Below are 21,844 nucleotides of genomic sequence, written 5' to 3' on the forward strand. Positions count from 1 at the left end.
CTCAGAGGCATTTCTAAATCTATCAAAGTCTTGATTCATAACAAAACGAATTTTAAGAGTCCACAATTGTCATACCGTCTGTGGTAACAACTCAATCTACGAGTAAATAAATAAATCAAAATCTTGCGTTTTTTGTTGAATCCCATAATCGGTGAAACCTGATGAAAAAGATAGTTTACTCATTTGACGTGTTTGATACATCCCTGGTTAGAACTTGGGTCAGACCAACTCATCTCTTCTGGGAAGTAGGCTATCAATTACAAAAAGACAATCTCATTCAGATTTCGCCAGAATCTTGGCGTCAACTAAGAATAGAGGCGGAAAGCACTGCAAGAAAGACTTTACCTGTAGAAGAAGTCACACTAGAACAAATATATGAACAACTTGCTCCTTCCTTAAAGTGGTCAAGCGATGCAGTTGAAAAAGCAAAACAGAAGGAAATAGAAATTGAGCTATTGAGTTTACGTCCAGTCCCAGAAATTCAAAATAAAATTCAATCACTTCAACAAGCAAATAAACAAATTATATTCCTCTCAGATATGTATCTACCTGAAGAGGTTATTCAGGCTTTCTTAAAAGAAAAGAAAGTCTGGACACCTGGTAGTACTCTGTACGTTTCATCAAAAGTAGGAGTTAATAAACTATCGGGCAAGCTGTTTCGACATTGTTTGGCAGAAGAAGCGCTCAAACCATCGCAGTTGTATCATGTGGGAGATAATTTACGCTCAGATGTAAAAAGACCAAGAAAACTTGGTATTCCCCATGAATTTTTTACTCAGGCTCACCTCAATCGTTATGAAGAACAAATAGCAGACAACACTCAGCTACCTATAAAGTTTAGATCCCTATTAGCAGGTGCTAGCAGACTCACTCGTTTGCAGTCTCAACAAACAACTCCTGATAAGCAAGTTATTTGGGATACAACAGCAAGTGCGATCGCTCCTATTTTATTCGGTTTCGTCTACTGGTGCTTAGTAGAAGCGCAAAAAAAAGGTATTCAAAGACTATATTTTGTCGCCAGAGATGGGCAAATTTTGCAGAAAATTGCTCAAGTTATTTGCAAAAATTGGGGATTGAAAATAGACTGCCGCTACTTATACGGTTCTCGTCAAGCATGGCATTTGCCTGCTATCCAAGAGCTTGGCGAGGTTGAGCTTGACTGGATTTTAGGTACGGGGGGTACTAAATTTTTATCAATTCGTTCCGTTTGCGACCGGGTTAACATTTCACCAGAGCAAATTAAAGACGTGCTGAGTCGCTATGGTTTTCCAACAGAAAAATGGGATCTGAATCTTCAGGAGCAGGAACGGGGATTACTAAGGCAGGTTATCACTGAAAAGGAGGTCACTGACCTTATCATTTCAACTGCTGCTACCTGTCGCGAGAAGGTGATCGGCTACTTCCGCCAAGAAGGGCTAGACGATGATGTTCCCTATGGTTTTGTGGATGTGGGTTGGGCTGGGCGTATACAACGCTCTTTCAGTAAAGTACTCAGCATTGCAGGTCTTTATCCAGAAGCTGGCATCTGTGGTTTTTACTTTGCCCTTGTAGAGCGGGATAGGCCATTGCCTACTGACCGTTTACTGGCTTATTTCCATGATGTAGACCAACCAGGCGCTCGCTCTGTTGTCTGTAAGTACAGATGCTTGTTCGACCTTTTTGTTACCGCAGATCACGGGAGCACCATAAGATATGAACAATGCGGTGAGCAGTATCTTCCCGTACTTCGTTTCCAAAAAAACGAACAAGCAATTAATTGGGGTTTGTATGCTCTGCAAGGTGCTGCTGTTGAATTTGCAGAGCAAATTACCACAAATCTGAACGATCAAGAATGTACTACTGACCTTTTTTTAGAGGCATCTGAAATTTTAGCAAAGGAATTTGTCCTAAATCCTTCCCGTCAGGAAGCCCAAGTGTTTGGCTCCTCTGTCTGGTCGGGAGATATGACCGAAAATGACTTATATGAATTAGGACCGATTTACGGTTTATCCGACTGGTGGCGACTATTGCTTTATGGTAAGCATCCACATGAAGATGTCTGGCACGCTGCTTCAATTGCTAGAAGTAACGCTATTGTAAGAACGCTCCTAGGACCAAGGAGTGTCAGGATGATACGTAAAATCAGGAAGAGTTTGGAAGACTTTAAGCGTAGTTTTAGATCAACAGCTATTAAGACGACTTAACATTGGCTTGTCCGATCGTCTTCAGCAGAAAGCCCTCCTAGTGAATCAGAATCTGAGGAAAACACAGAATCTTCAGTTGCTCGTGAAAGTTTCAAACCACAATTTAACCTCAAGCAAGGAGAAGTTGCGTGAAAGTAGATTGGTTGATCGTAGGAGCCGGATATTCTGCCTGCGTGCTGGCTGAAAGAATTGCCACTCAACTTGCACAAAGAGTATTAATTGTAGAACGGCGAGACCACATCGGTGGCAATGCCTACGATTACTACAATGAACATGGCATCTTAGTACATAAGTACGGTCCTCATATTTTCCATACCAAGTCCAAAAAAATTTGGGATTATCTCTCACAATTTACAGAGTGGAGACACTACTATCACCATGTGCTGGGAGTACTAGAGGGCAAAAAAGTTCCTATTCCTTTTAACATCAACTCGCTCTATGCTCTTTTTCCTCCAAAATATGCAGAAAAGCTGGAGGATTTGCTTTTAGAACACTTTGGTTTTGGGGTCAAAGTACCAATTCTTAAGTTACGTGAAAGCGCCAGCGGTGACCTAGAGTTTTTAGCTAACTACATCTATGAAAACGTTTTCTTGCGCTACACAGCTAAACAGTGGGAACTGAAACCAGAGGAACTCGATAGGGGAGTCACAGGACGTGTCCCAGTCTACATCAGCCGGGATAACCGCTATTTCCAAGACCCCTACCAAGCCATGCCCAAGTATGGTTACACCGAGATGTTCCGCAAAATGCTAGCTCACCCAAATATAAAAGTACTCCTGAATGCGGACTATCGTGAAGTTGTTAACGATATCAAATTCAACCGGATGGTTTACACAGGGCCAATCGATACTTTCTTCGACTATATGTATGGTGAACTACCTTATCGCAGTCTACGCTTTCAGTTTGACACACTAGATCAAGAACACTACCAGGAAGTGGGTACTGTGAATTACCCCAACGACTACGACATCACCCGCATCACTGAGCAGAAGTACTTGTCAGGACAAACCTCACCTAAAACAACCTTGGTCATGGAGTATCCTCAAGCATACGTTCCAGGGAAAAATGACCCTTACTATCCCATCCCACGTGAGGAAAATCGGGAGCGTTATGACCTTTACCTGAAAGAGGTTGAGAAACTCAAAGGTACAGTCATCTTTGCTGGAAGACTTGCTGAATATAAGTACTACGATATGGATCAAGCAGCATTACGAGCTTTGAGCTTGTTTGAGAAAGAAGTAGCGCAGTGAGCAGTTATGTTTAGAATCATCCCCCCAACTCTCCGTGGGTTGGGGGGATTAATCTATTGTGTTGCCTTCACTTCCCTCCCACGTAAAGTGGCACTGCACGTCCATTACCATGCCAGAGGAGCTGATCGCGAGTAAATTGACGATTTTTAGCTCCACGTTTCTCTTGAATGTGAACCTGGAAATCCTTATTATTCCCGTAGCTAATCGAGGCATAAGAGAGCGCAACTCGAGAGTTGTCATTGATGAAAGCGATTTCCTTTGGTGGCACAGTCACATTCGCATATAATAATGCTCCAAATATCTCGCTTGCGCTGCCTCCTTTGGTATGCAACACAGTGTTGATATTACCTCCTTCGGTCTTAAGACCTAAGACCCACAGCTTTCCGCCATTATTGAATATCTTTTTACTTGTACCTTCAGGGTTTAGTTGACGAGCCCAGACTTTCTGCGGATGCTCAAAGTGCCAACCTTCAGCTGAGACATCCTCAATAAAGAGCTTCCCGGCTTTGGGCGTGTTCCGAAATACATACTTCTGATCGTTAGGTTTTAATGAACAACAAGCCACGTCCTTCAAAAAGAGTGTTCTGGAGGTGGCTTGTTCAAAACCAATCATTCCAGGCTGTGGTGAGCCTTCTTGATAGAGGTTCGTGACATTAAGATGTTCAATGGTCACATCAGTTGCTTTTCCATTTCCAATCCGAATGAGCGGTTTCGGACGGTTTGCATCCTTAAAACCTGTTCCGTTATGAGAAAGCACAGCATCTATCGCCATGATCTTACGAACGTTTCCCCTAACGCGCAGGGTATCACTTACAAAGTAGCGACCAGGCGGAAAGTAAATAGTAGACTTGCCCGAGTCGAGCGCTTTTTGAATTGCAGCCGTATCATCGTCCCAATCATCGCTTCCATCTGCTTTTTTCCCTATTGCACCAAAATCCGCAACATTAGCCCAGTTTGAGAGATTGTTGTCATGATAGTTTGGTGGTTCCTCAACGGGAAGATTGAGAGAGGAGTTGGAGGCAGATTTAAACAAAGTAAAAGGAGTGCTTGAGGTAAACTCCTTGACTTTACTTCCCTTCACAACTTTCTTATCTTGCATAATTGTTGAGCGATAACCAGAAGAACGGACATTCCGGGCAAACAGACGGCTATTATTTTCAATAGCACTTACTGAGCGACTACCACCACGGAGGTTCGCGTCAAGAAGGGCAATCAGGCTTGTAATGTTATTGTTGCGTAACGCAGGAACACTATTATTACTCGAGAGATCCCGTATTGCTACAATGTTGCCCGAGTTCTGTAGACCAACAATTTTTTGATTGCAAAGACTAATATGCTCAAGGGTAATACCGTTGACCTCACTCTCTATACGGATACCATAGTCAAAGCCTTCAACAACGACGTTCTTGACAAGAGCAGGACCAATCCACTTTCGAGTCATGTCAAGCCCGACGATTCCTTGACCACGAAGTCTGACATTGCGAACAGCGCCAGTGTTGTTGGCTAAATAATCAAGTGCGATCGCTCCACGGTTTTTGCCAGTGTCAATCGTCAGGTCTTCAATGTAGTTTGCAAACGCCTCGTTCCCTTCTCCCTTAGCAGGATAGTCTTTGCCTCCACCTTGAGGCTGCTCCACATAAAGTCCTGACGCGGTGTAGACTACTGCTTTAGGCTTGCTGGGGTCATTGTAACCAGGTGCGTTGTCCTTCAAGCGAATAATGGTGCTGGTTCGATTCTGTCCTTGAATCCATAGTTGTGATTGCCATTTGCCGTTCGTGTCTCGCCACTCAAGGCGATCGCTCACAAGATAAGTTCCTTTAGGGAAGTAGAGAATTTTGCGTTGACCCACGTTCTCCCGAATTGCCTTCAGGATTGCTTGAGTATCATCTGTGACACCATCACCCTTTGCTCCATAGCGAGTCTTTACATTGATAACTATATTCTCAGGAAAGAGTTTATCTTTTGTCGATTGAGTGGTAGCAACACAAATTTTCTCCCCTTTGTTAAGAGACTTCTCCTCAGAAAGACCTAACAAAGTGACAGAGATGTTTGTACCTAGTATGGATTTTGTGAAGGCAAACAGCAGAGAGAGTACTATCATTCCACAAATTATGGAAATCAAAAATACTTTCTTTCTGCGCTTATTCTTTGTCATAATTACCTCGCTTCTTGCTATATCGCAGTTATAGCGACGTTTTCCCTCCTTTCGCTACGCAAAGGATTCTTGGTTTATACAGTTACCATAAAACTCTCTATACTCTCGCAAGCATTGCCTAAACAGGCTATCTACCTAAATGCACCACGTCGAGCCTTGTTTAGACAGTTCTAGAAGCTTATTTTTGGCTCTAGGTTATCACCTTGCAAGACTGCTTACAAGCATTTACCACGGGGATTTCAATTGTTGCTCTCATGTCCAAATAAAAATTTAAACATATTCACGTTGAAAGTAAAAATATCCGGAAGAAACGGAAACTTTACAAAAAAAATACATGATTTTCAAAATATTTTGGAGATTTTTACGTAGCTCAAACTGGGATTATACAAGTGTTCCAACACTTTCGGATTCACTTGAAGGACGTTACTAAGTACATTTGCCAGTAAAAATATCCGGAATAAGTGCTCATTTGCCGAAAAAGTATGACAGAATCCTTTAGGGGTAACTACCAAATTAGTGCCCAAAATTTGCTACTTAAACTAGGTATACTTCATTATATTTGAGGAAAAAGGTAGCAGGTAAAAGATAAGTCTACTGGAAAATTAAGTTTGTTATCAACATGACTTAGGTAAATTCTCATTACAAAAAGGGGATGAGGAAATAGATAAAAGCTGAAATACCAAGAATGTTGAGGCTGGGTAAGTTTTAAATCAAGTACAGGTGATTAACTGTAAGCTTCCTTAACACCAAATTTGAGGGATGAGTGTATGCAAGAAATGAAAACAGAAAAGTTACAACCAATCGAACTTCCCCAACTACCAGAAAGTCCTTTGGTGTCAGTACTAGTAGCCAACTACAACTATGCAAAATATGTTGGAGAAGCAATCGAGAGTGCTCTAAAACAAACCTATTCCAATCTTGAAATCATCGTTTGTGATGATGGTTCTAAGGACAACTCTTGTGAAATCATCGAAACTTATGTTCAAAAAGACTCCAGAGTTAAACTGATCCGTAAACAGAACGGAGGGGTTTCTTCTGCACTCAATGCAGCTTATCGGAATAGTCAAGGGCAAATTGTCTGCTTGCTAGATGCAGATGATGTATGGACGCAAGACAAGCTGCAGATCATGATTGCAGCATTCCACGCTAACTCGAAAGCTGGATTTGGTGTTCACAACATCATCAAAATTGATGGAGAGGGAAAGCTAATAAAATCAAACCCGATGTTTAGCAATCTGCCTTCAGGTTGGTTAGGACCATTTGCTTTAGATAATGGTGGGTTTATTTATAATGTACCTCTGGGTTCTGCACTTTGTATCCGGCGCGAGGTATCTGACTTAATATTTCCTCTCGATGAGACACTTGTCCGCAATGTAGATAGTCTTATTTGTTACATAGCTGCATGCACCACGGAAATAGTTTCTGTGCCAGATGTACATAGTATGTACCGTGTACATAGCACAAACCTCACAGTTGCCAAATCCTTAACAGCAGATTATTTAGAGCGTGAAATAAACGCCTTCAGACGTGTTCATCACGAGCAAAAGCAATTTTTAAAGAATTTTTATGGCAATGAAGTAGCAGAGAAATTAACAGATTTGGACTATAGCTGGACTTATTTACAGTATCGTTATCTACTTTCTCATTTGCAATATAAATCTAAGTCAGAAACCAAGGAAGCTCATCAGCGACTGATTAATCATCCCCAGTTTAACTTTGTTGGCTCTCAACAATGGCTATTGAGGTGGGGGGAGTATCTGCCACACTTTCTCTTCATGGTGTTATTTGACACGGTGTACGGCTCAAATTGGCTTAAACGTTTAGCCAAAGTCCTACTTAAAAGAACACGTGTTCCAAGTCGTGCTTACAGATAAGCATTTTTTGATAGTTAAAACGAGAGTTATAAAAAGTCTGTAAACATTCACTTGGTCGTTACCCTTGGCACATAAAGGTAAGTTGCTTTTTGCTCATATGCATCTTTATAAGTTTTTCATAACAAGCCTTTGAAAGGGCTACTTTTTTAATAAGCCTAAATATAGAGACACAACGAGCGATTATCCTACCTTAATTAAAGGAGAATCAACCACAATGGAAATGAAAAAGATAGCCATTACAGGAGATCCTAGTTTTATATATCGTCATCAGGATCTATGGAAAGTGATGTCTTCATACGTTGAAAAAATAGAAATTATCCCCTGTAATGACACACTTTTGATAAAAGGAAAAGCTCTTTATAGTAAACTCTCTTATGCTTTCTCTAAGAAAACTTTAAAGCCAATAAGTTTCTACAAGAGCAGTGAAGCGTTTGTCTTCAAATCAAAACAAATAGAACAAAAAATTAAGAAGTTAAAATCTCCTCCTGACTTAGTTTTTCATCTCTATGGAATGTATAGCCCATTTCATCACAAATCTGATATTCATTATACAATGTATCTAGATTACACAATGATACTTGGTGAAAGAAATTGGCCACAATGGGCACCCTTTACAGATTATAGAGAACGTAATAAATGGCTCAAATTGGAGCAAGCAGCCTATGAACGTGCTCATCATCTTTTTTCAATGAGCAAACAAGTAAAATGTTCTCTTGTGGAAGACTATGGTATACCCCCAGAAAAGATAAGTGTTGTCGGGGTTTCCGGTAATTATCAAGAACCTTATGAAGGACCAAAGTCATTTGGAAGCAAACAAATTTTATTTAATGGTTCTGAGTTTGCTAGAAAAGGTGGAGACTTGGTTTTAGAAGCCTTCCGTAAGGTGAGATATGTCCTGCCTGATACCAAGCTAGTGATTGTTGGCAAAGATTTAAAGATTGACGAGGAAGGAGTGAACAATATCGGCAACGTCTCTTCTCGTTCAGAGATGTTTAACTTGTTCTTAAACACCGACTTAGTACTCGCACCCGCACGTTGTGACCCTTTTCCTTTGTTTGTTATAGAGGCAATGAATTATGGAATTCCTTGCATCGTATCGGCAAATGATGGAATGCCAGAAATAGTTGATAACGAGGTGAATGGTATTGTGATTAATCAATATAAATCTGATACTTTAGCCACTCAAATTATCAGGCTATTATCTGATACTTCATTATTGAGGGTCATGTCTAACAAAGCAAGAGATAAAGTTAAGACTCAATTGAATTGGCATTCTGTAGCAGAAAAGATATTTCAATCCTTGTCAAATTCAACAAATGATAAATCTTAATGGCAAGTGCTTTACAAAAAGGTTAGGTCATCAAATTGTTTTCTTTATTTATATGTAGAGTGCATACAATGCCGAAAATTTTATTTAAGAATCTTGTAAAGGATGATAGATGAGTCAGAGGTCAATTGCTATCTTTACCTGGGGTTTGGACGGCGGAGCATTCACAAACCTGCCAGTAGCCCTGACAAAAGGGTTTTGGAACTTGGGTGTGAGAGACTTGTACGTCCTATACCTCTCAAAAGGACCAACAGAGGATATCTCTTTTCCAGAGGGCGTCAAATTAGTGCCACTAGGTGTTGAGCGGTCTATGGCATCTCCCATTGCCCTATCAAAGTTTTTGAAAGCAGCCAAGCCAGATGTGCTGATTGCCATGCCCACAATCATTAGCATTCCTGCGCTTATGGGATGGCTATTAGCAAATCAGCGCAAGACAAAATTTGTGATCTATCAAGGAGATACTTTAACCTCAGACATAGCAATTGATCACAAACATGATCTGCGAATGCAAATCATGCCTTGGTTAGCACGGCTTTTGTATCCTACAGCTAACGGCTTAACCACTGTCAGCCAAGGTGTCCTTGATATTCTCAAGCAAGATCGTATTCCCATTCCCCGCAATCGTGTAGCAGTCATACCGAATCCTGTCGATGTTGACAACTTCTTAATACGCAGTCAAGCTGAACCCGAACATCCATGGCTCCAGCACAAGGACACTCCAGTAATTATTAGCCTGGGGCGTTTAGCAAAGCGCAAAAACTATCCCCTCCTGTTGCAAGCACTTGCGATAGTCCGAAGCAAGCTCAAAGTCAAGCTAATTATTTTGGGAGAAGGTCCAGAAAGACCACATTTGGAGGAGGTGGTTGCCAAACTTGGTTTGCAGAAGGATGTCAGCTTGCCTGGTCATGTGGCTAATCCCTGGAGCCACATTGCCAAAGCCGATGTCTTTGTGATGTCTTCCCTAGACGAAGCGTTTTGCTTAGCGTTGGTAGAGGCAATGGCTTGTAAAGTTCCTGTCATTTCAACTGATGCAATTGGCGGAGGTCCGCGCAGCATTTTAGAAAATGGCAAATATGGAAATTTAGTGCCAAGAGATGATCCAGAAGCTCTAGCGACAGCAATTTACAAAGCGTTAACCTCAAAAGATTGGCGCAGTCAATTGATTACAGCTAGCCAGCGACAGAGTGAAGCGTTTAAGCCAGAAGCGATCGCCCAGCAGTGGCTCACATTTCTACAGCAACTGTAGCTAAAAGCAACGCTAGGAAAAATCAATTTTGCTGTATAGTTTTTTGAGCATAGTGATGCGATTTTTTCAAAGAAACTAGGACAAGTTACAGATATAAATATTTATTTTTGTAGAAATCAAACTTGACACTGGAGAATTTCATCCATGAAAGTCCTTTTGTCTGCATATGCTTGTGAACCTGGTCGCGGCTCAGAGCCGGGAGTCGGTTGGAACATGGCTTGTCAGATTGCTAAACACCATGAAGTCTGGGTTCTGACTTCAAATACTCATCGTCCAGCTATTGAGGCAGAACTTGCTCGTAACCAACCGCCTAATCTGAACTTCGTTTATCTCGATCCACTAGGTTGGGTTTATGACTGGTCTTATGAAGGAAAGCGATCGCAGTGGTCAGTCTACCTCCACTACTACTTGTGGCAAATTTGGGCGTATTTTGTAGCCACGCGACTCCATAAAGAAATTAGCTTTGATGTTGCACACCACATAACCTATGGTAGGTATTCAAGCCCGAGTTTTCTGGTCTTTCTTCCCATACCCTTCATCTGGGGTCCGGTTGGAGGCGCAGAGTCTACACCCAAACCATTCTGGCAAGACTTCAGCCAACGCGCCAAGGTTTACGAAACTCTGCGTAACCTTTTGCGCTGGGTGGGTGAACTTGACCCATTTGTACACCTTACAGCTCGCCGGAGTACTGTTGCAATAGTGACGACTCCAGAAACCGCAACCCATTTGAATGCTTTAGGTGCCAAAAGAATTGAATTTTTGCCTGGACAAACTGGAATCAATCAACAAGAGTTTGCCCGTCTTGAACAACTTGCGGTTTCATCTGACGAAACCACTATCAGATTTGTCAGCATAGGACGTCTTCTACACTGGAAAGGATTTCATCTCGGTCTCAAGGCATTTGCCCAGACTGGTTTAGAGCAGAGTGAGTACTGGATTATTGGGGAAGGACCCGAGAGAAAAAGGCTGGAGGAACTTGCCAATCAGCTGGGAATTGCCGACAGAACCTTTTTTTTGGGAGCAATATCGCGTGAAGACACCTTTCATACATTAGCAAAGTCTCATGTAGTAGTACATCCCGCCCTGCATGATTTTTCACCAACTGTCTGCTTAGAGGCAATGGTAGCAAGCCGTCCAGTGGTTTGCCTGAATTTAGGTGGACCAGCGATCCAGATTACAGAGGAAACTGGTTTTAAGATTCACGCTCAAACGCCAGAGCAAGCAGTGAGTGATATTGCTAAAGCGATGACGCTGCTAGCAAAAGATCCAGATTTGAGGTTGCGGATGGGTCAAGCCGGACACAAGAGGGTGAGAGAGGCTTTTAGTTGGGAAAGTAAAGGGCGATATTTTGCTCAACTTTACGAAGAAATTTCAACCCAAGACAAATCATACTTGAAATTGGGTTAGAGAATTTATGAAACGAAAAGACAATCGGCAAAATTTCACAGGGGACCTAGCATTAACATCACCTCAGGCAGGAATTATCAGACGGTCTAGCATGATTTTGCTATTCCTCGCTTCTGCTATGTTCCCACGAGTTCTTTCAGCACTAAAATTTCCATCAGCCATTAACTTTTTGCATTTTGCGCTTGCAGTAGTCTTATTTGTGTGGGTAATACCCAGAATTCGGAGCAAAATTGCTGTACAAATCCTAGTGGGACTGCTGATTTTATTGACCGTAAGTACATCTAGCGCCTTGCTGAATAAAGCAGGGCTTATCAATGTCATTCTCAATTTTCTGATGCTTGGTGAACCTTTTATACTGTTAATAGCAATTACCAGTGTAAAGTTACCTGAACCTAGCATTAAAAAATTTCAAAAGTGGTTATTTATCTTTGTTTATATTCATTTTGCTTTTGTATATTTTCAAAAATTTATTCTTAGATACGAAGGTGATTATATTAAGGGAATTTTCCTGAACATGGGAGCAGGACATCACGTAGGAGGTGATGTTGGTCTAACTTTTGGTGTTTATTTTCTCTTAGCTTCTGGAGTTCGTTCAAAATGGTTACGCATATTTGTGTTTCTTTTAGGTGTAGGGAACATTCTTTATGCTGATGTAAAACAGGTAATAATTGCATTTTTAGTATCCTGGTTTATCTTGATACTTACGCAGTTGAAGGAGGTTTGGAAAGCAATAATGTATTTGGGAATTGCCCTGCCAGTGACTTTTGTCGTTCTTAAAATTATCAATAGTATGTACGCTGGTATCCGCTATATATCGGATATGGAAGTCGTCACAGAGGCTTTTCAATATAAATTATCTGTATTTTCTATTATTTTGGACTTTTACAAATCAGATTTCAATTGGTTTTTTGGACTTGGTCCTGGTCATACTATTAGCCGCTTAGGCTGGCTAATGAAAGATTACATACAAATTCTGCAACCATTAGGTGTGACTGGCACTCCTGTTTTTAATACAGTATGGATAGCCCAAGAGAGCTACTACTGGTCTAATAGTGGTACTGGCTCTAGTATGTACTCTTTATTATTTTCTTGGGCAGGTATTTGGGGAGATTTAGGGTTTCTGGGATTAGGAGTCTACTTGTATCTCTGGTTTTTAGTTTGGAAGTATGTCTGTGTAGATAAACTCTCAAAATTTTTCCTAATTACTGTGTTTGTTGCTGGTGTAATTTTTTCTTGGATGGAAGAACCAGCTTTTATGTTGTTTGTAGTTAGTCTAATCGGGCTGCAATGGCAAAAACATCATGCAGAGAAATCTAATAAATTATTGCAACAAAGAATGCAAAATTACGATTTTGAGCAGCAAGCATTAGGATAAACTTTAGATTTGTCATTTTCATTAAAAACCTTTAAAAAAATTATTAGGATTAATCATATGAAAATTATGATTGCTCATAACCGTTATCAGTATGCGGGAGGTGAAGATGTCGTTGTACAGGCTGAACGCGCGTTATTGCAGTCTTATGGACATGAAGTTCTGCTATGGGAAATTGATAACGATAGCATTGTCGGAATTCAAGGAAAGGTAAAAGCTGCACTTTCTGCTGTATATTCAACTAGATCACGAGAGCAAATCAAAGAAAAAATTTCTCATTTCCGTCCCGATATAGTTCACGTACATAACTTTTTTCCTCTTCTTTCTCCGGCAATATACGACGCTTGCCGAGATGTAAACATTCCAGTAGTACAAACGCTCCATAACTATCGGCTCGGATGTCCAAAAGCAATGCTTTTACGAGATGGCAAAATCTGTGAAGATTGCATTGGTAAAGTCGTGCCTTGGTCTGGTGTTGCCCACGGTTGTTACCGTGGCTCACGGATACAAAGCGCTGCTGTGGCAACAATGCTGACCGTTCATACATTGCGTGGCACTTGGCAAAACCGCGTGGACGCTTACATCACCTTAACCAACTTTCATAAAGATAAAATGGTTCAGGCAGGCTTGCCCAAGGACAAAATTCACATCAAACCAAATTTTTTATTAGCTCCCCAATTTCAATCTCAAACCAACAAGTTGAAAAACTACGCACTATTTGTAGGACGACTTTCGGAAGAAAAAGGCGTGACAACGCTGATTGACGCTTATTCACAAGGTCATTTGAGCATACCACTGAAAATTGTGGGTGACGGTCCATTAGATGAAGCACTGCGCCAACAAGTGCAGGCTAGAGGACTTGGAGAGGTCATCACATTTTTAGGGCGACAAAGTAAAGCAACTGTCTTGGAACTCATCTACAATGCCAAATTTCTAGTATTTCCTTCGATTTGGTATGAAGGCTTTCCGTTGACAATAGCGGAGGCGTTTGCCTGTGGTTTACCTGTCATAGCTTCCAAGTTAGGCAGTATGGCAGAAATTGTAGAAGATGGAGTGACAGGTCTACACTTTGAAGCAGGGAATGCACTGGATTTGGCAGCTAAGATAAATTGGGCAATAACTCACCCTGAAGCAGTAGATACTATGGAAATAAACGCTCGCTGCACTTACGAAGCTAAGTACACTCCAGAAGCTAATTACAAACAGTTTATGGAAATTTATAACCTGGTTCTTAACAAAGCCAAAAGTGAACCACAAAAGCGGTCATAATCTTTTTGTGTTTCTCACTCTGCCTAACAGGTTTCCTCTCCTAATATAGGAATGGGGTCAACTACTTCTAGGAGCTACTAGCGGCAGTAAATACGTTCTTATTAAACGGATAGGTCGGAGAAGATAGTACAAGAAAGAAAGATGTTTAGGGAGTGGTAAAAATACTTGGTCTGCTATTGTTGGCACAATGAGATGCTCAAAACAATACCAAACTTTATCCAATGGGTGTTCTATCAGTCGAAGATGAAAAAAGAAGCTTTTAATTTTATAATCTTGAAGCGAATTGTTAGTTTGAGTAAAAAGTTGGATGTAAATCTGGGAAGCAAGAGACTCCAGTAATGGGCTAGCTTGTATTTGTTGCAAAATCGTTTTTGGAAGCTCTACTTCTAGTAAATTATGTGTTAGTAAAAGACCAAGCAAGAGGATTCGCGTCATCCGCAACTTAGCTGCGCGTTCACACACTCTCTCCCAATCAATCTCATCAGAGGTGCGGATAAGTTGAGCAATATCACAAATCCGATTCATCTGTAGCCAACAGTCCTTAGCCCCTTGAGAACAGAGAATTAGGATGAGATCCTCCAAGGCAAAATGAAGAACCTTCTTATTAGCAAAAGGTTTTAGTTGAGCATCTTCCCATATCCATTCAGTATCGAACAAAAATGAGAATTGCTTTGGTAATATCCCGTGATGCAGGTCTACAGTAACGCGATCGCGCTCATCCACCAGATGCAGTTCCCAGTGGGATTGCAGGTAAGCCTTCTGTTGCTCTGGTTTGAGTGAGCTAAGGTAAGTTGCTTCTTTCTCATTACTGTTGGAGTATGGTTGGTATCCTTGATCCGCCAGTAGTTCTTTTGTCTTCAAAAAATCTTGTTTGCGAACCAAAATATCTAAATCATAGAAATCTCGACGTGCGATATCACCATAAGCTGAAATGGCAAGGATGGGTCCTTTGAATGGAATAACAGGTATGTTATTAGCCTCAAAAAGCTCCAATAGCTTGAGCAGCTTATTGGTCAGGATAAGACTGCGTTGAGTTCTTACATACTGGTCATATTGAAGCTGCTGTTGAAAAGTTGCAGGAACTGATTGTGGACATATTTTAGATAAACTCCAGTGAAGGAGCGGTATGACACCATTTCTATATGCTGTTTGAATAAGGTATTCCCAGTCTATGTCTTCCTGAACCAAGGCTTTGATGCGCTCAATAGTTGAATCATTAGGTGAAGTGCGAACGCAACGAAGAAGTAGCTCTATTTCGGGTTTAACATTGATTTGCTGGTTTTTAGTATCTATTGGAGATAAAGTTTTCATCATCTGGGGGCGATCGCATTTCCTAATAACTAAACCGTGCTACTTTCAACAGGGTTGTTTGAGTTAGCTTGCATCTGTGATTTCCAAGACTTGGCGTAGAGACCATCTTGAGCTACTAGCTGATCATGACTACCTGACTCTACAATCTGACCATTACGCATGACGTGAATAATATCAGCCCGCATTGCCAGGGTGAAACGATGAGTGATGACAATTGCGGTGCGACTATTCGCCATTGTGCGGAATCGTTCTAGCCAGTCGTGTTCAGCCCAAGGGTCCATTGCACTCGTGGGTTCATCCAGGATGATAATCTCGGCTTTTCTAAAAAAAGATCGTGCCAGAGCAAGACGTTGCCATTCCCCACCACTTAGGTCATTCCCACCAGGAAACCATTTACCCAGCATGGAATCATAACCTTGAGGTAAACGCAGAATAGTTTCATGAACCCCAGCAGCTTTAGCGGCACCTTCAATAGCACCCATACTAGCAGTAGCCGATAAATCTCCCAGTGCTACATTCTGGGCAACTGTAACAAAATAAGGGACTGGGGATTGGAACAAAATTGTGATTTTGCGTCGGAGTTCCGCAACTGAAAAATCCCTAATGTCCTTACCGTCTAATTCAACTCTCCCTGATTCAGGATCGTAAAAACGGCAGAGCAATTTGGTAAGTGTGCTTTTACCAGCACCATTATCTCCTACAATGGCAACAATTTTGCCAGCGGGAATGGTGAGATTGAAGTTTTCTAGGACGGCGCGATCGCTGCCTGGGTAGCGGAACGTGACTTGACGAAAGCGAATTCCCTCTCTCATTTTCGCAGGCAGAGGCAGTGGTTGCGGTGGGTCTATAACTTTGGGTTCGATCTGCAAAAACGCAAAAAGATCACTGATAAATAAGCTATTTCTATAAATTTGTCCCAAGTTTCCTAGGGCAGACCTCATTAACCCCTGACCTTGATTAAAGGCTTGGTAAAACAGGGCTAAGTCGCCCAAAGTAATTATTCCTAGTAGGACTTGCCGACCCATCCAGACAATCGCACCACCAGAAATTAACAGAATAATCAGCCCCGCAGCGAGACGACCTAAATTCTGATCTCTGACTAACCTTAAATTCTCAGTACGTAGCCTATAGCGAACCTTGCGGTAAGCTGACTGAAAAAAGTCACCCAGGTTGAACAGCCGCATTTCAGCTGCATAGGTGCTGTCAGTTAGTAGTATTTCGTAGTACTCAAGCCAACGCCGATCAATGGTTGTCCGCCGCCACCAGTGGTGATATTGTTGATTTAAGCGCAGTACGACGTATAAAGCTGGCAAGGCAGAGAATAATAAAAAGAAAGGTAGCCAGACACCATAGGGGAGTAGGACTGCCACCATAGTTAAAAGAGTAATGCTATTTTGTAGCAGGCTGCCTGTGTTTTCTATCAGCGCAAGAGAACGGTTACTAGCACCGCTGCGTGCTCGGTTCAGGTGGTCATGGTACTCTGATGACTCATAACAACCCAAATCAATATTTATAGATTGGGAATGAACCAAACCACTAATGTAATCCTGCACCAGTTCTGACTGAACTGTACGAATCCATTCGCCAGCACTTGTCATCAACTCGGTGAGCAGCAACAAAGCTGCCATCAACCCCACTGGAACGAGGACTGTCTGGATAGTTCCCCTGGAAATACCCGCACCGACAACAGCAACTAGACTGTTCACAGTTACCCGAGTTAGGTAGACTCCTGCCGTCGGAAGCAACCCTTGAGCCACTAGCAACAGCAACCAGGCTAGAGTCCAATAGCGGGATGCACCCCAGACCAGCCTAAAAGTCTGGGGCAAATAAGATAGTTGACCTATGGCGCGGTTTAACTTAGTAGCCAAGACTTTATCACCCTACAACGGAAGTTTTTAAGGTACGTGGTGGTACATTGGCACTTTTGGCAAGGTCTTCCTTTACAAGTTGCACAATATCGGGAATTGCAGCTAGGGAATGTCGCCTTCTCAAACGAGAGACGGGAACTTTTTTGAGAAGGTCTGTACATAGACGTAGATGGGAACTGACGAAATCTTTTGTTACTAACACATTAGTCACCCGTGAGTGGCGTACAAATTCCACAAAAGCCTCCTGACTCTGGAGGGGTTCTACTTCATTTTGGGAGTGCCAAACATTTTCCAGCACATATATCCGCTTTAATGGCAGGGGTTCTTGTGAAAATCTTTGGCTAAGATAATTATTGCGTTTCGATGCTCCAGCATGAATGGCAGCTAACGACTCAAAGTCATAGCCGAAAGAGGCGGCAGAATCAGGTAATAATCTGACATAGGGGTAGGCTGGAAAGGTAATCGGATAAATACCTTCAACTTGGATTGCCATCACATCATCAGTGAGCAGACTATATCCCTGGTTGTAGAAAGCATTAGCCAGGGTTGATTTACCCCACCCTGAGTGACCCAAAAATGCAACAGCCTCACCATTGATGGCAACGCTACTGGCGTGGAGAACCAGCAGTCCTCGCTGCCGAAGCAGTGCAGCAAAGATTGGTCCTAAAATACAAGGGCGAAGAATATCCTCTTCAATCCCTGGCGCTGGTTCAACAACTATCTTGCGTCCAAACTCAACTAAAAATCTACCTACTTCTGGACTCTCCATATACCCTAGCAACCGATTTCCTCCATCGGCTGCTTCAGCCTCTAAGTTGCTAATCTGGCGGCGAGAAATGACGATATCTGGAACTTGCTCAGTGACCTTTGACGTCATCTTATATGACACCAATTCATCGAAAAGCAGTTCAGAGTGAATACAAAGATTGTAAGCAGAGTAAACAAACACTTTTGAGTGACCTTTCGGTATTGGGAAGGGGTGTAAGGAGAGATGGGAGTAGGAGTATCGCTCCAGGAAAACTCTTACACCCATCACACTCTTACACCCAGTCTCAAGAAAAAACTTTGTGCGTAAGTTTGTAGAGGAATAACTTCATAGGAATAGCTACGGATATCCGCAGCCATTCCTTAAAGGAGGAAGCTTGCTAGTCTCCCCCTACCCTTCAATTTGAGATTGACTAACTACTGCCAAATTGAATGTTACTACGCTACTGAGCGCTAGCAAGACGAACAGGCTCTAGAGGGAGAGACAGCAGACCTTCCAAAAATTTTAGGGGTTTAATCCTTTACTTCACTATGCACTTGTCCTCTGATGTTGGTTTTCCTTGACCAAAAATACAAGCGTCGAGTGACCCTGAAGCAGATGCCAAAGTCGTTTGACCATCTGTTCCGAACAAGAAGTCTGTTCTATTAGATCCTCCGGTTAAAGCTGTGATTTCGCTGACGCTACCGTGGTTGAGCAGCTTAGGAGTTTGGTAAGTCTTTTTCATGGTTTTTACCTCTTGTGTTGTGCAAAGCGATGGTGCAGATAGTCACCTTTAATATCAGGGCTCATAAATCATCGATATAACTTTGCAGTGAAACTGCTTCTACTGCTTTAGCTGACTGTGTTGTAGCCAAAGAGTAAACATTGCTACTTGCCAGAGGGATACATCTATTAAGCTTTCAGGAGGCTTAATCTCGCTTACAGATATTAATTCTTTGTAGATTTTACGTAGATACTTTGTATTGATATATTCAGCGATGCCGTGCAGATCATTTTGCATCACTTCGTCCACAAGCTTTCGGTTATGTACCAACAGTCCGTGGACAAAACTCGAACTCATATCGCTTTTTCCACGACGCCACTGGACTTGCTCCGGTAGAACATTTGTCATAGCACGTCGCATCACAAAGCGAGACCAACCTTGGTTAAGCTTTTGCTCAGGAGGTAGAGACAGGCAAAATTCAATCAACCGTTTATCCATAAATGGGTGACGGGGTTCCAATGAAAAGGCTGCGGCGTAGTGATCTGATACTTCTAGACCGAGAGTTAACACACCTGAAGTCAGACCGCGCCAGTGTTGTTCTCTTTCTGTCAGAGGCTGACTAGATTGAAAACCAGTCAGAGCCTGGATACGCTTATTTAGCGCGATTTGCTTGGCAAAGCTACGCTTAATAATCAAGTGTCTACCATTCAAAGACTGCTTGCGCCCGCGTAATACTTGCCAAGCCGACAGTACGGACTGAGGGAGCAAAGGTTTTAAGCCATGCTGTAGAAAAAGCTGTTGCCGTGAAACGTTAAAGTGTTTCAACAGATGATTGGTTTCTCTAACAAAATCAACCCATTTCCAGCCTCTTGCCAGTTCTTCCAGATATGTCAGACCATGTTGTCGAAGATAATGGGACGGTGAAAGACCGAGTTTATATAGATCACCAACTTCTTTAGCAAATTCTGCCCACTGTCCTTTCCGCACCAACTCAGTCAGATAACCATCTCCGTGGGAGATAGTGTTATCACCATCCAAGCCATCTAAGACAACCCGAACCCCTTCGGTACGAGCAGCATGGTTCAATCCCCAAAGCAGAAAATGGGTAGGAGCAGGAATGGCTTCATCGTGGTATCGGAAAATTTGCTCTAAGTTCGATAGAGGACCCTGTTGGTCAGCATGGACGTAATGAGGAATCATACTCCCTTGGGCAAGTACAGCCTCAATGAAGGGACGCTCATCACACTCAGTAATTATATCAAAAATATTTGAGAAGGTGTGTAAAGGGCGACTGATGCCGCCTTCCATAAGCACTTGCCGTGCCATGCAGGTGACAGAAGAGGAGTCTAGCCCTCCACTGAGATGCGAACCTATTGGGAAAGCGCTCCGCAGGCGACACCGCACTGCCTCAGCAAATATTTCACGTAATGCTTCAGCATATTCCTCATCAGAACCCAACTCCAACTCACGGGAAGGGTCAAGTGACCAGTAGGAGCGAATTTGCATTCCTTTAGCACTCAACACCATGCAGCAGCCAGGAGGAAGACGGAATATGTCTTGATAAAAAGTATTGGACTTATCATCCAATATGGCTGCCAGATAGTCGCCTACTTTTACCTTGTTCAGCAGGCGTGGTATCTCCTGTAAACATAGCAGAGCTTTAATTTCTGAAGCAAAAGCAAATATCTTAGCTGCTTGATAGTAATAATAGAGAGGCTTTACACCCATGTGATCGCGGGCGCAAAATAGAGATTGCTTTCGCCCATTCCAGATAGCAAAGGCAAAGTCACCCAGAAGATGTTCTGGACATTGCTCTCCCCATTTGTCATAAGCTGCCAAAATGATCTGGCTATCTGCAATCTTTTCGGGTGGACAGTTATCAAACTGTAATGCACAGATAAGTTCATCGCGATTATCTATGCGTGCATCGCATGTAATGACTAAATCACCCGTTTGGTTAACTGAGGGCAGTTTTTCTAAAAGAGATTCTGGAGTCGTCCACAGCATCCGATGCCCAAAACCAACAGACTCATTGATCCAAATGTCTGCACCATCAGCTCCCCGATGCTCCAAGATATCAACCATTCGTGCTAGGTCTTGACGTTCTATAGGACGCCTGTCCAAATAGTAAATACCCATAATGCCGCTCATAGTTTGACTCCTTCTAGAGATGGCAGTGGGATAAACCGGGAAAGGTCTGGAAGATAGCCGAGGGCAACCCTTCCCTGATACTCAATCCAAGCGTGGGCTTCCAGTTGTCCTCCCTCTTTTTTGGCAACACCTATACGTAGTTCAGAGGAGTAACCGTAGTGGCTCATTAGTAGTTGGGTCGTTAAGGCGCGAGCTAGACACTTTGCCCCCCTAGGCATATAGCGTGTTGCTACGTTAACAGCCCAGACAATCTTGCCTACAGAAATTTGACTTTTATGAGTCTCAAATGGGAAACGAAAATTCTGCTGACTTATCTTTTGCAACAGCTTGAGTAAATTCCGAAAGGCTAAAAAAAATAGCCCTAGCCTAATTGCTGTCAGCAAGATAAAAGTGATTGCTAAAAGATTGCGATCGCCCCCAGACAGTTTGAAATAGTTATGTAACTGTTTCATTCTTAACCTCAATTAGCCCTGTGGTTCTCAAATCGTTTAGTAGTGCCAAGAGGTCGCTCATGCAAACTTCTGGTTCAATTTCGTACTCTTCTAAAATCACTTGTTTAATATCTTTCACAACCTTGGGTTGCTGAATCAAATTCCAGACCTGCGCTCCCATCTCATTCAAACCGTGATAAACTCCCGATTTGAGATTTAGAATGACTGCTTCGCCGCCGAGATCGGAAGATATTTGTTCCGCAGCAGCTACTACTGTTGACGACTCTGAAAGTTCGGACTTGGCAGGCTTTGAAGTCATCATTCTTAAAACTTCCTTCTAGTGTTTGATTGTTTTAGAAAAAACAAGTGTATATTTACACTTTAATTTAAGGCTTTTAAACTCTAGAAAAAAAGACATTAAATATCTCTTCTAAAACTTCACATTAACTAAACAAATTAACCCACTATCTCCTGCAAGGAAAGGTAGCAAAACCCTTAGGATAGTAACCGTTCCGCACGACTACTATTAGT

General features: G+C 42.2%; 16 protein-coding genes. 8 read left to right on the forward strand and 8 right to left on the reverse strand.

Translation table 11 applies throughout. The features are described 5' to 3' along the window. Positions 1-161: 161 nt before the first annotated feature. On the forward strand, positions 162-2,183 hold the full coding sequence (locus MAS10914_RS30400; RefSeq protein ID WP_017317166.1) for an HAD family hydrolase: 2,022 nt from the start codon (positions 162-164) through the stop codon (positions 2,181-2,183). A 128-nt stretch (positions 2,184-2,311) separates the two neighbouring features. Then, a complete protein-coding gene (gene glf, locus MAS10914_RS0117080; protein ID WP_017317167.1) occupies positions 2,312-3,433 on the forward strand; it encodes a UDP-galactopyranose mutase in 1,122 nt (373 codons plus the stop codon). A 67-nt stretch (positions 3,434-3,500) separates the two neighbouring features. On the opposite strand, the gene MAS10914_RS30405 is transcribed toward glf, so the two are convergent. Further along, positions 3,501-5,588: a glycosyl hydrolase family 28-related protein gene (locus tag MAS10914_RS30405; protein WP_017317168.1), complete on the reverse strand. Its 2,088-nt coding sequence runs from the start codon at positions 5,586-5,588 to the stop codon at positions 3,501-3,503. A 767-nt stretch (positions 5,589-6,355) separates the two neighbouring features. Here MAS10914_RS30405 and MAS10914_RS0117090 point away from each other — a divergent pair. The 6 genes from MAS10914_RS0117090 (at position 6,356) to MAS10914_RS0117115 (ending at position 14,083) form a co-directional block, all read left to right on the forward strand. Continuing rightward, complete coding sequence (locus MAS10914_RS0117090; protein WP_017317169.1) at positions 6,356-7,462, forward strand: glycosyltransferase; 1,107 nt, start codon at positions 6,356-6,358, stop codon at positions 7,460-7,462. Positions 7,463-7,676: 214 nt separating this feature from the next. After that, a complete protein-coding gene (locus tag MAS10914_RS0117095; protein ID WP_017317170.1) occupies positions 7,677-8,792 on the forward strand; it encodes a glycosyltransferase family 4 protein in 1,116 nt (371 codons plus the stop codon). Positions 8,793-8,901: 109 nt separating this feature from the next. Then, entirely contained in the window at positions 8,902-10,035 is a 1,134-nt protein-coding gene (locus MAS10914_RS30410; RefSeq protein ID WP_017317171.1) for a glycosyltransferase, read from the forward strand. 144 nt (positions 10,036-10,179) lie between these two features. After that, positions 10,180-11,442 carry a glycosyltransferase family 4 protein gene (locus tag MAS10914_RS0117105; protein WP_017317172.1) on the forward strand — a complete coding sequence of 421 codons (1,263 nt, stop codon included), beginning with the start codon at positions 10,180-10,182 and terminating at the stop codon, positions 11,440-11,442. 91 nt (positions 11,443-11,533) lie between these two features. Next, positions 11,534-12,817: a hypothetical protein gene (locus MAS10914_RS30415; protein ID WP_071599888.1), complete on the forward strand. Its 1,284-nt coding sequence runs from the start codon at positions 11,534-11,536 to the stop codon at positions 12,815-12,817. Positions 12,818-12,874: 57 nt separating this feature from the next. Then, positions 12,875-14,083 carry a glycosyltransferase gene (locus tag MAS10914_RS0117115; protein WP_017317174.1) on the forward strand — a complete coding sequence of 403 codons (1,209 nt, stop codon included), beginning with the start codon at positions 12,875-12,877 and terminating at the stop codon, positions 14,081-14,083. 57 nt (positions 14,084-14,140) lie between these two features. Here the strand turns inward: MAS10914_RS0117115 and MAS10914_RS0117120 are convergent, their stop codons facing one another. From MAS10914_RS0117120 to MAS10914_RS0117150, 7 genes are all read right to left on the reverse strand, one after another. Further along, on the reverse strand, positions 14,141-15,397 hold the full coding sequence (locus tag MAS10914_RS0117120; protein WP_232224177.1) for a nucleotidyltransferase domain-containing protein: 1,257 nt from the start codon (positions 15,395-15,397) through the stop codon (positions 14,141-14,143). Between the two features lie 26 nt (positions 15,398-15,423). Continuing rightward, positions 15,424-17,262 carry an ABC transporter ATP-binding protein gene (locus MAS10914_RS0117125; protein ID WP_017317176.1) on the reverse strand — a complete coding sequence of 613 codons (1,839 nt, stop codon included), beginning with the start codon at positions 17,260-17,262 and terminating at the stop codon, positions 15,424-15,426. Positions 17,263-17,269: 7 nt separating this feature from the next. Further along, positions 17,270-18,139 carry a hypothetical protein gene (locus MAS10914_RS0117130; protein ID WP_017317177.1) on the reverse strand — a complete coding sequence of 290 codons (870 nt, stop codon included), beginning with the start codon at positions 18,137-18,139 and terminating at the stop codon, positions 17,270-17,272. A gap of 409 nt (positions 18,140-18,548) precedes the next feature. Continuing rightward, complete coding sequence (locus tag MAS10914_RS0117135; protein ID WP_017317178.1) at positions 18,549-18,752, reverse strand: lasso peptide; 204 nt, start codon at positions 18,750-18,752, stop codon at positions 18,549-18,551. 99 nt (positions 18,753-18,851) lie between these two features. Next, positions 18,852-20,882, reverse strand: coding sequence for a lasso peptide isopeptide bond-forming cyclase (locus tag MAS10914_RS0117140; RefSeq protein WP_017317179.1), 2,031 nt, complete (start codon positions 20,880-20,882; stop codon positions 18,852-18,854). Further along, complete coding sequence (locus tag MAS10914_RS0117145) at positions 20,879-21,334, reverse strand: lasso peptide biosynthesis B2 protein (RefSeq protein WP_017317180.1); 456 nt, start codon at positions 21,332-21,334, stop codon at positions 20,879-20,881. Before MAS10914_RS0117145 ends, MAS10914_RS0117140 begins: the two co-directional genes overlap by 4 nt. Next, on the reverse strand, positions 21,318-21,632 hold the full coding sequence (locus MAS10914_RS0117150) for a PqqD family peptide modification chaperone (protein WP_026082612.1): 315 nt from the start codon (positions 21,630-21,632) through the stop codon (positions 21,318-21,320). Before MAS10914_RS0117150 ends, MAS10914_RS0117145 begins: the two co-directional genes overlap by 17 nt. Positions 21,633-21,844: the final 212 nt, after the last annotated feature.

Source organism: Mastigocladopsis repens PCC 10914 (assembly GCF_000315565.1).
In the GTDB taxonomy this organism is placed as follows: domain Bacteria; phylum Cyanobacteriota; class Cyanobacteriia; order Cyanobacteriales; family Nostocaceae; genus Mastigocladopsis; species Mastigocladopsis repens.

Bases quoted from the DNA above. Each gene is read 5' to 3' on its own strand.
- MAS10914_RS0117140 (WP_017317179.1), bottom strand. From the start codon at position 20,882: ATGAGCGGCATTATGGGTATTTACTATTTGGACAGGCGTCCTATAGAA.
- MAS10914_RS30400 (WP_017317166.1), top strand. From the start codon at position 162: ATGAAAAAGATAGTTTACTCATTTGACGTGTTTGATACATCCCTGGTT.
- MAS10914_RS30405 (WP_017317168.1), bottom strand. From the start codon at position 5,588: ATGACAAAGAATAAGCGCAGAAAGAAAGTATTTTTGATTTCCATAATT.
- MAS10914_RS0117135 (WP_017317178.1), bottom strand. From the start codon at position 18,752: ATGAAAAAGACTTACCAAACTCCTAAGCTGCTCAACCACGGTAGCGTC.
- MAS10914_RS0117095 (WP_017317170.1), top strand. From the start codon at position 7,677: ATGGAAATGAAAAAGATAGCCATTACAGGAGATCCTAGTTTTATATAT.
- MAS10914_RS0117130 (WP_017317177.1), bottom strand. From the start codon at position 18,139: ATGACGTCAAAGGTCACTGAGCAAGTTCCAGATATCGTCATTTCTCGC.
- MAS10914_RS30415 (WP_071599888.1), top strand. From the start codon at position 11,534: ATGATTTTGCTATTCCTCGCTTCTGCTATGTTCCCACGAGTTCTTTCA.
- MAS10914_RS0117145 (WP_017317180.1), bottom strand. From the start codon at position 21,334: ATGAAACAGTTACATAACTATTTCAAACTGTCTGGGGGCGATCGCAAT.
- MAS10914_RS0117090 (WP_017317169.1), top strand. From the start codon at position 6,356: ATGCAAGAAATGAAAACAGAAAAGTTACAACCAATCGAACTTCCCCAA.
- MAS10914_RS0117150 (WP_026082612.1), bottom strand. From the start codon at position 21,632: ATGACTTCAAAGCCTGCCAAGTCCGAACTTTCAGAGTCGTCAACAGTA.
- MAS10914_RS0117105 (WP_017317172.1), top strand. From the start codon at position 10,180: ATGAAAGTCCTTTTGTCTGCATATGCTTGTGAACCTGGTCGCGGCTCA.
- MAS10914_RS30410 (WP_017317171.1), top strand. From the start codon at position 8,902: ATGAGTCAGAGGTCAATTGCTATCTTTACCTGGGGTTTGGACGGCGGA.
- MAS10914_RS0117120 (WP_232224177.1), bottom strand. From the start codon at position 15,397: ATGATGAAAACTTTATCTCCAATAGATACTAAAAACCAGCAAATCAAT.
- MAS10914_RS0117115 (WP_017317174.1), top strand. From the start codon at position 12,875: ATGAAAATTATGATTGCTCATAACCGTTATCAGTATGCGGGAGGTGAA.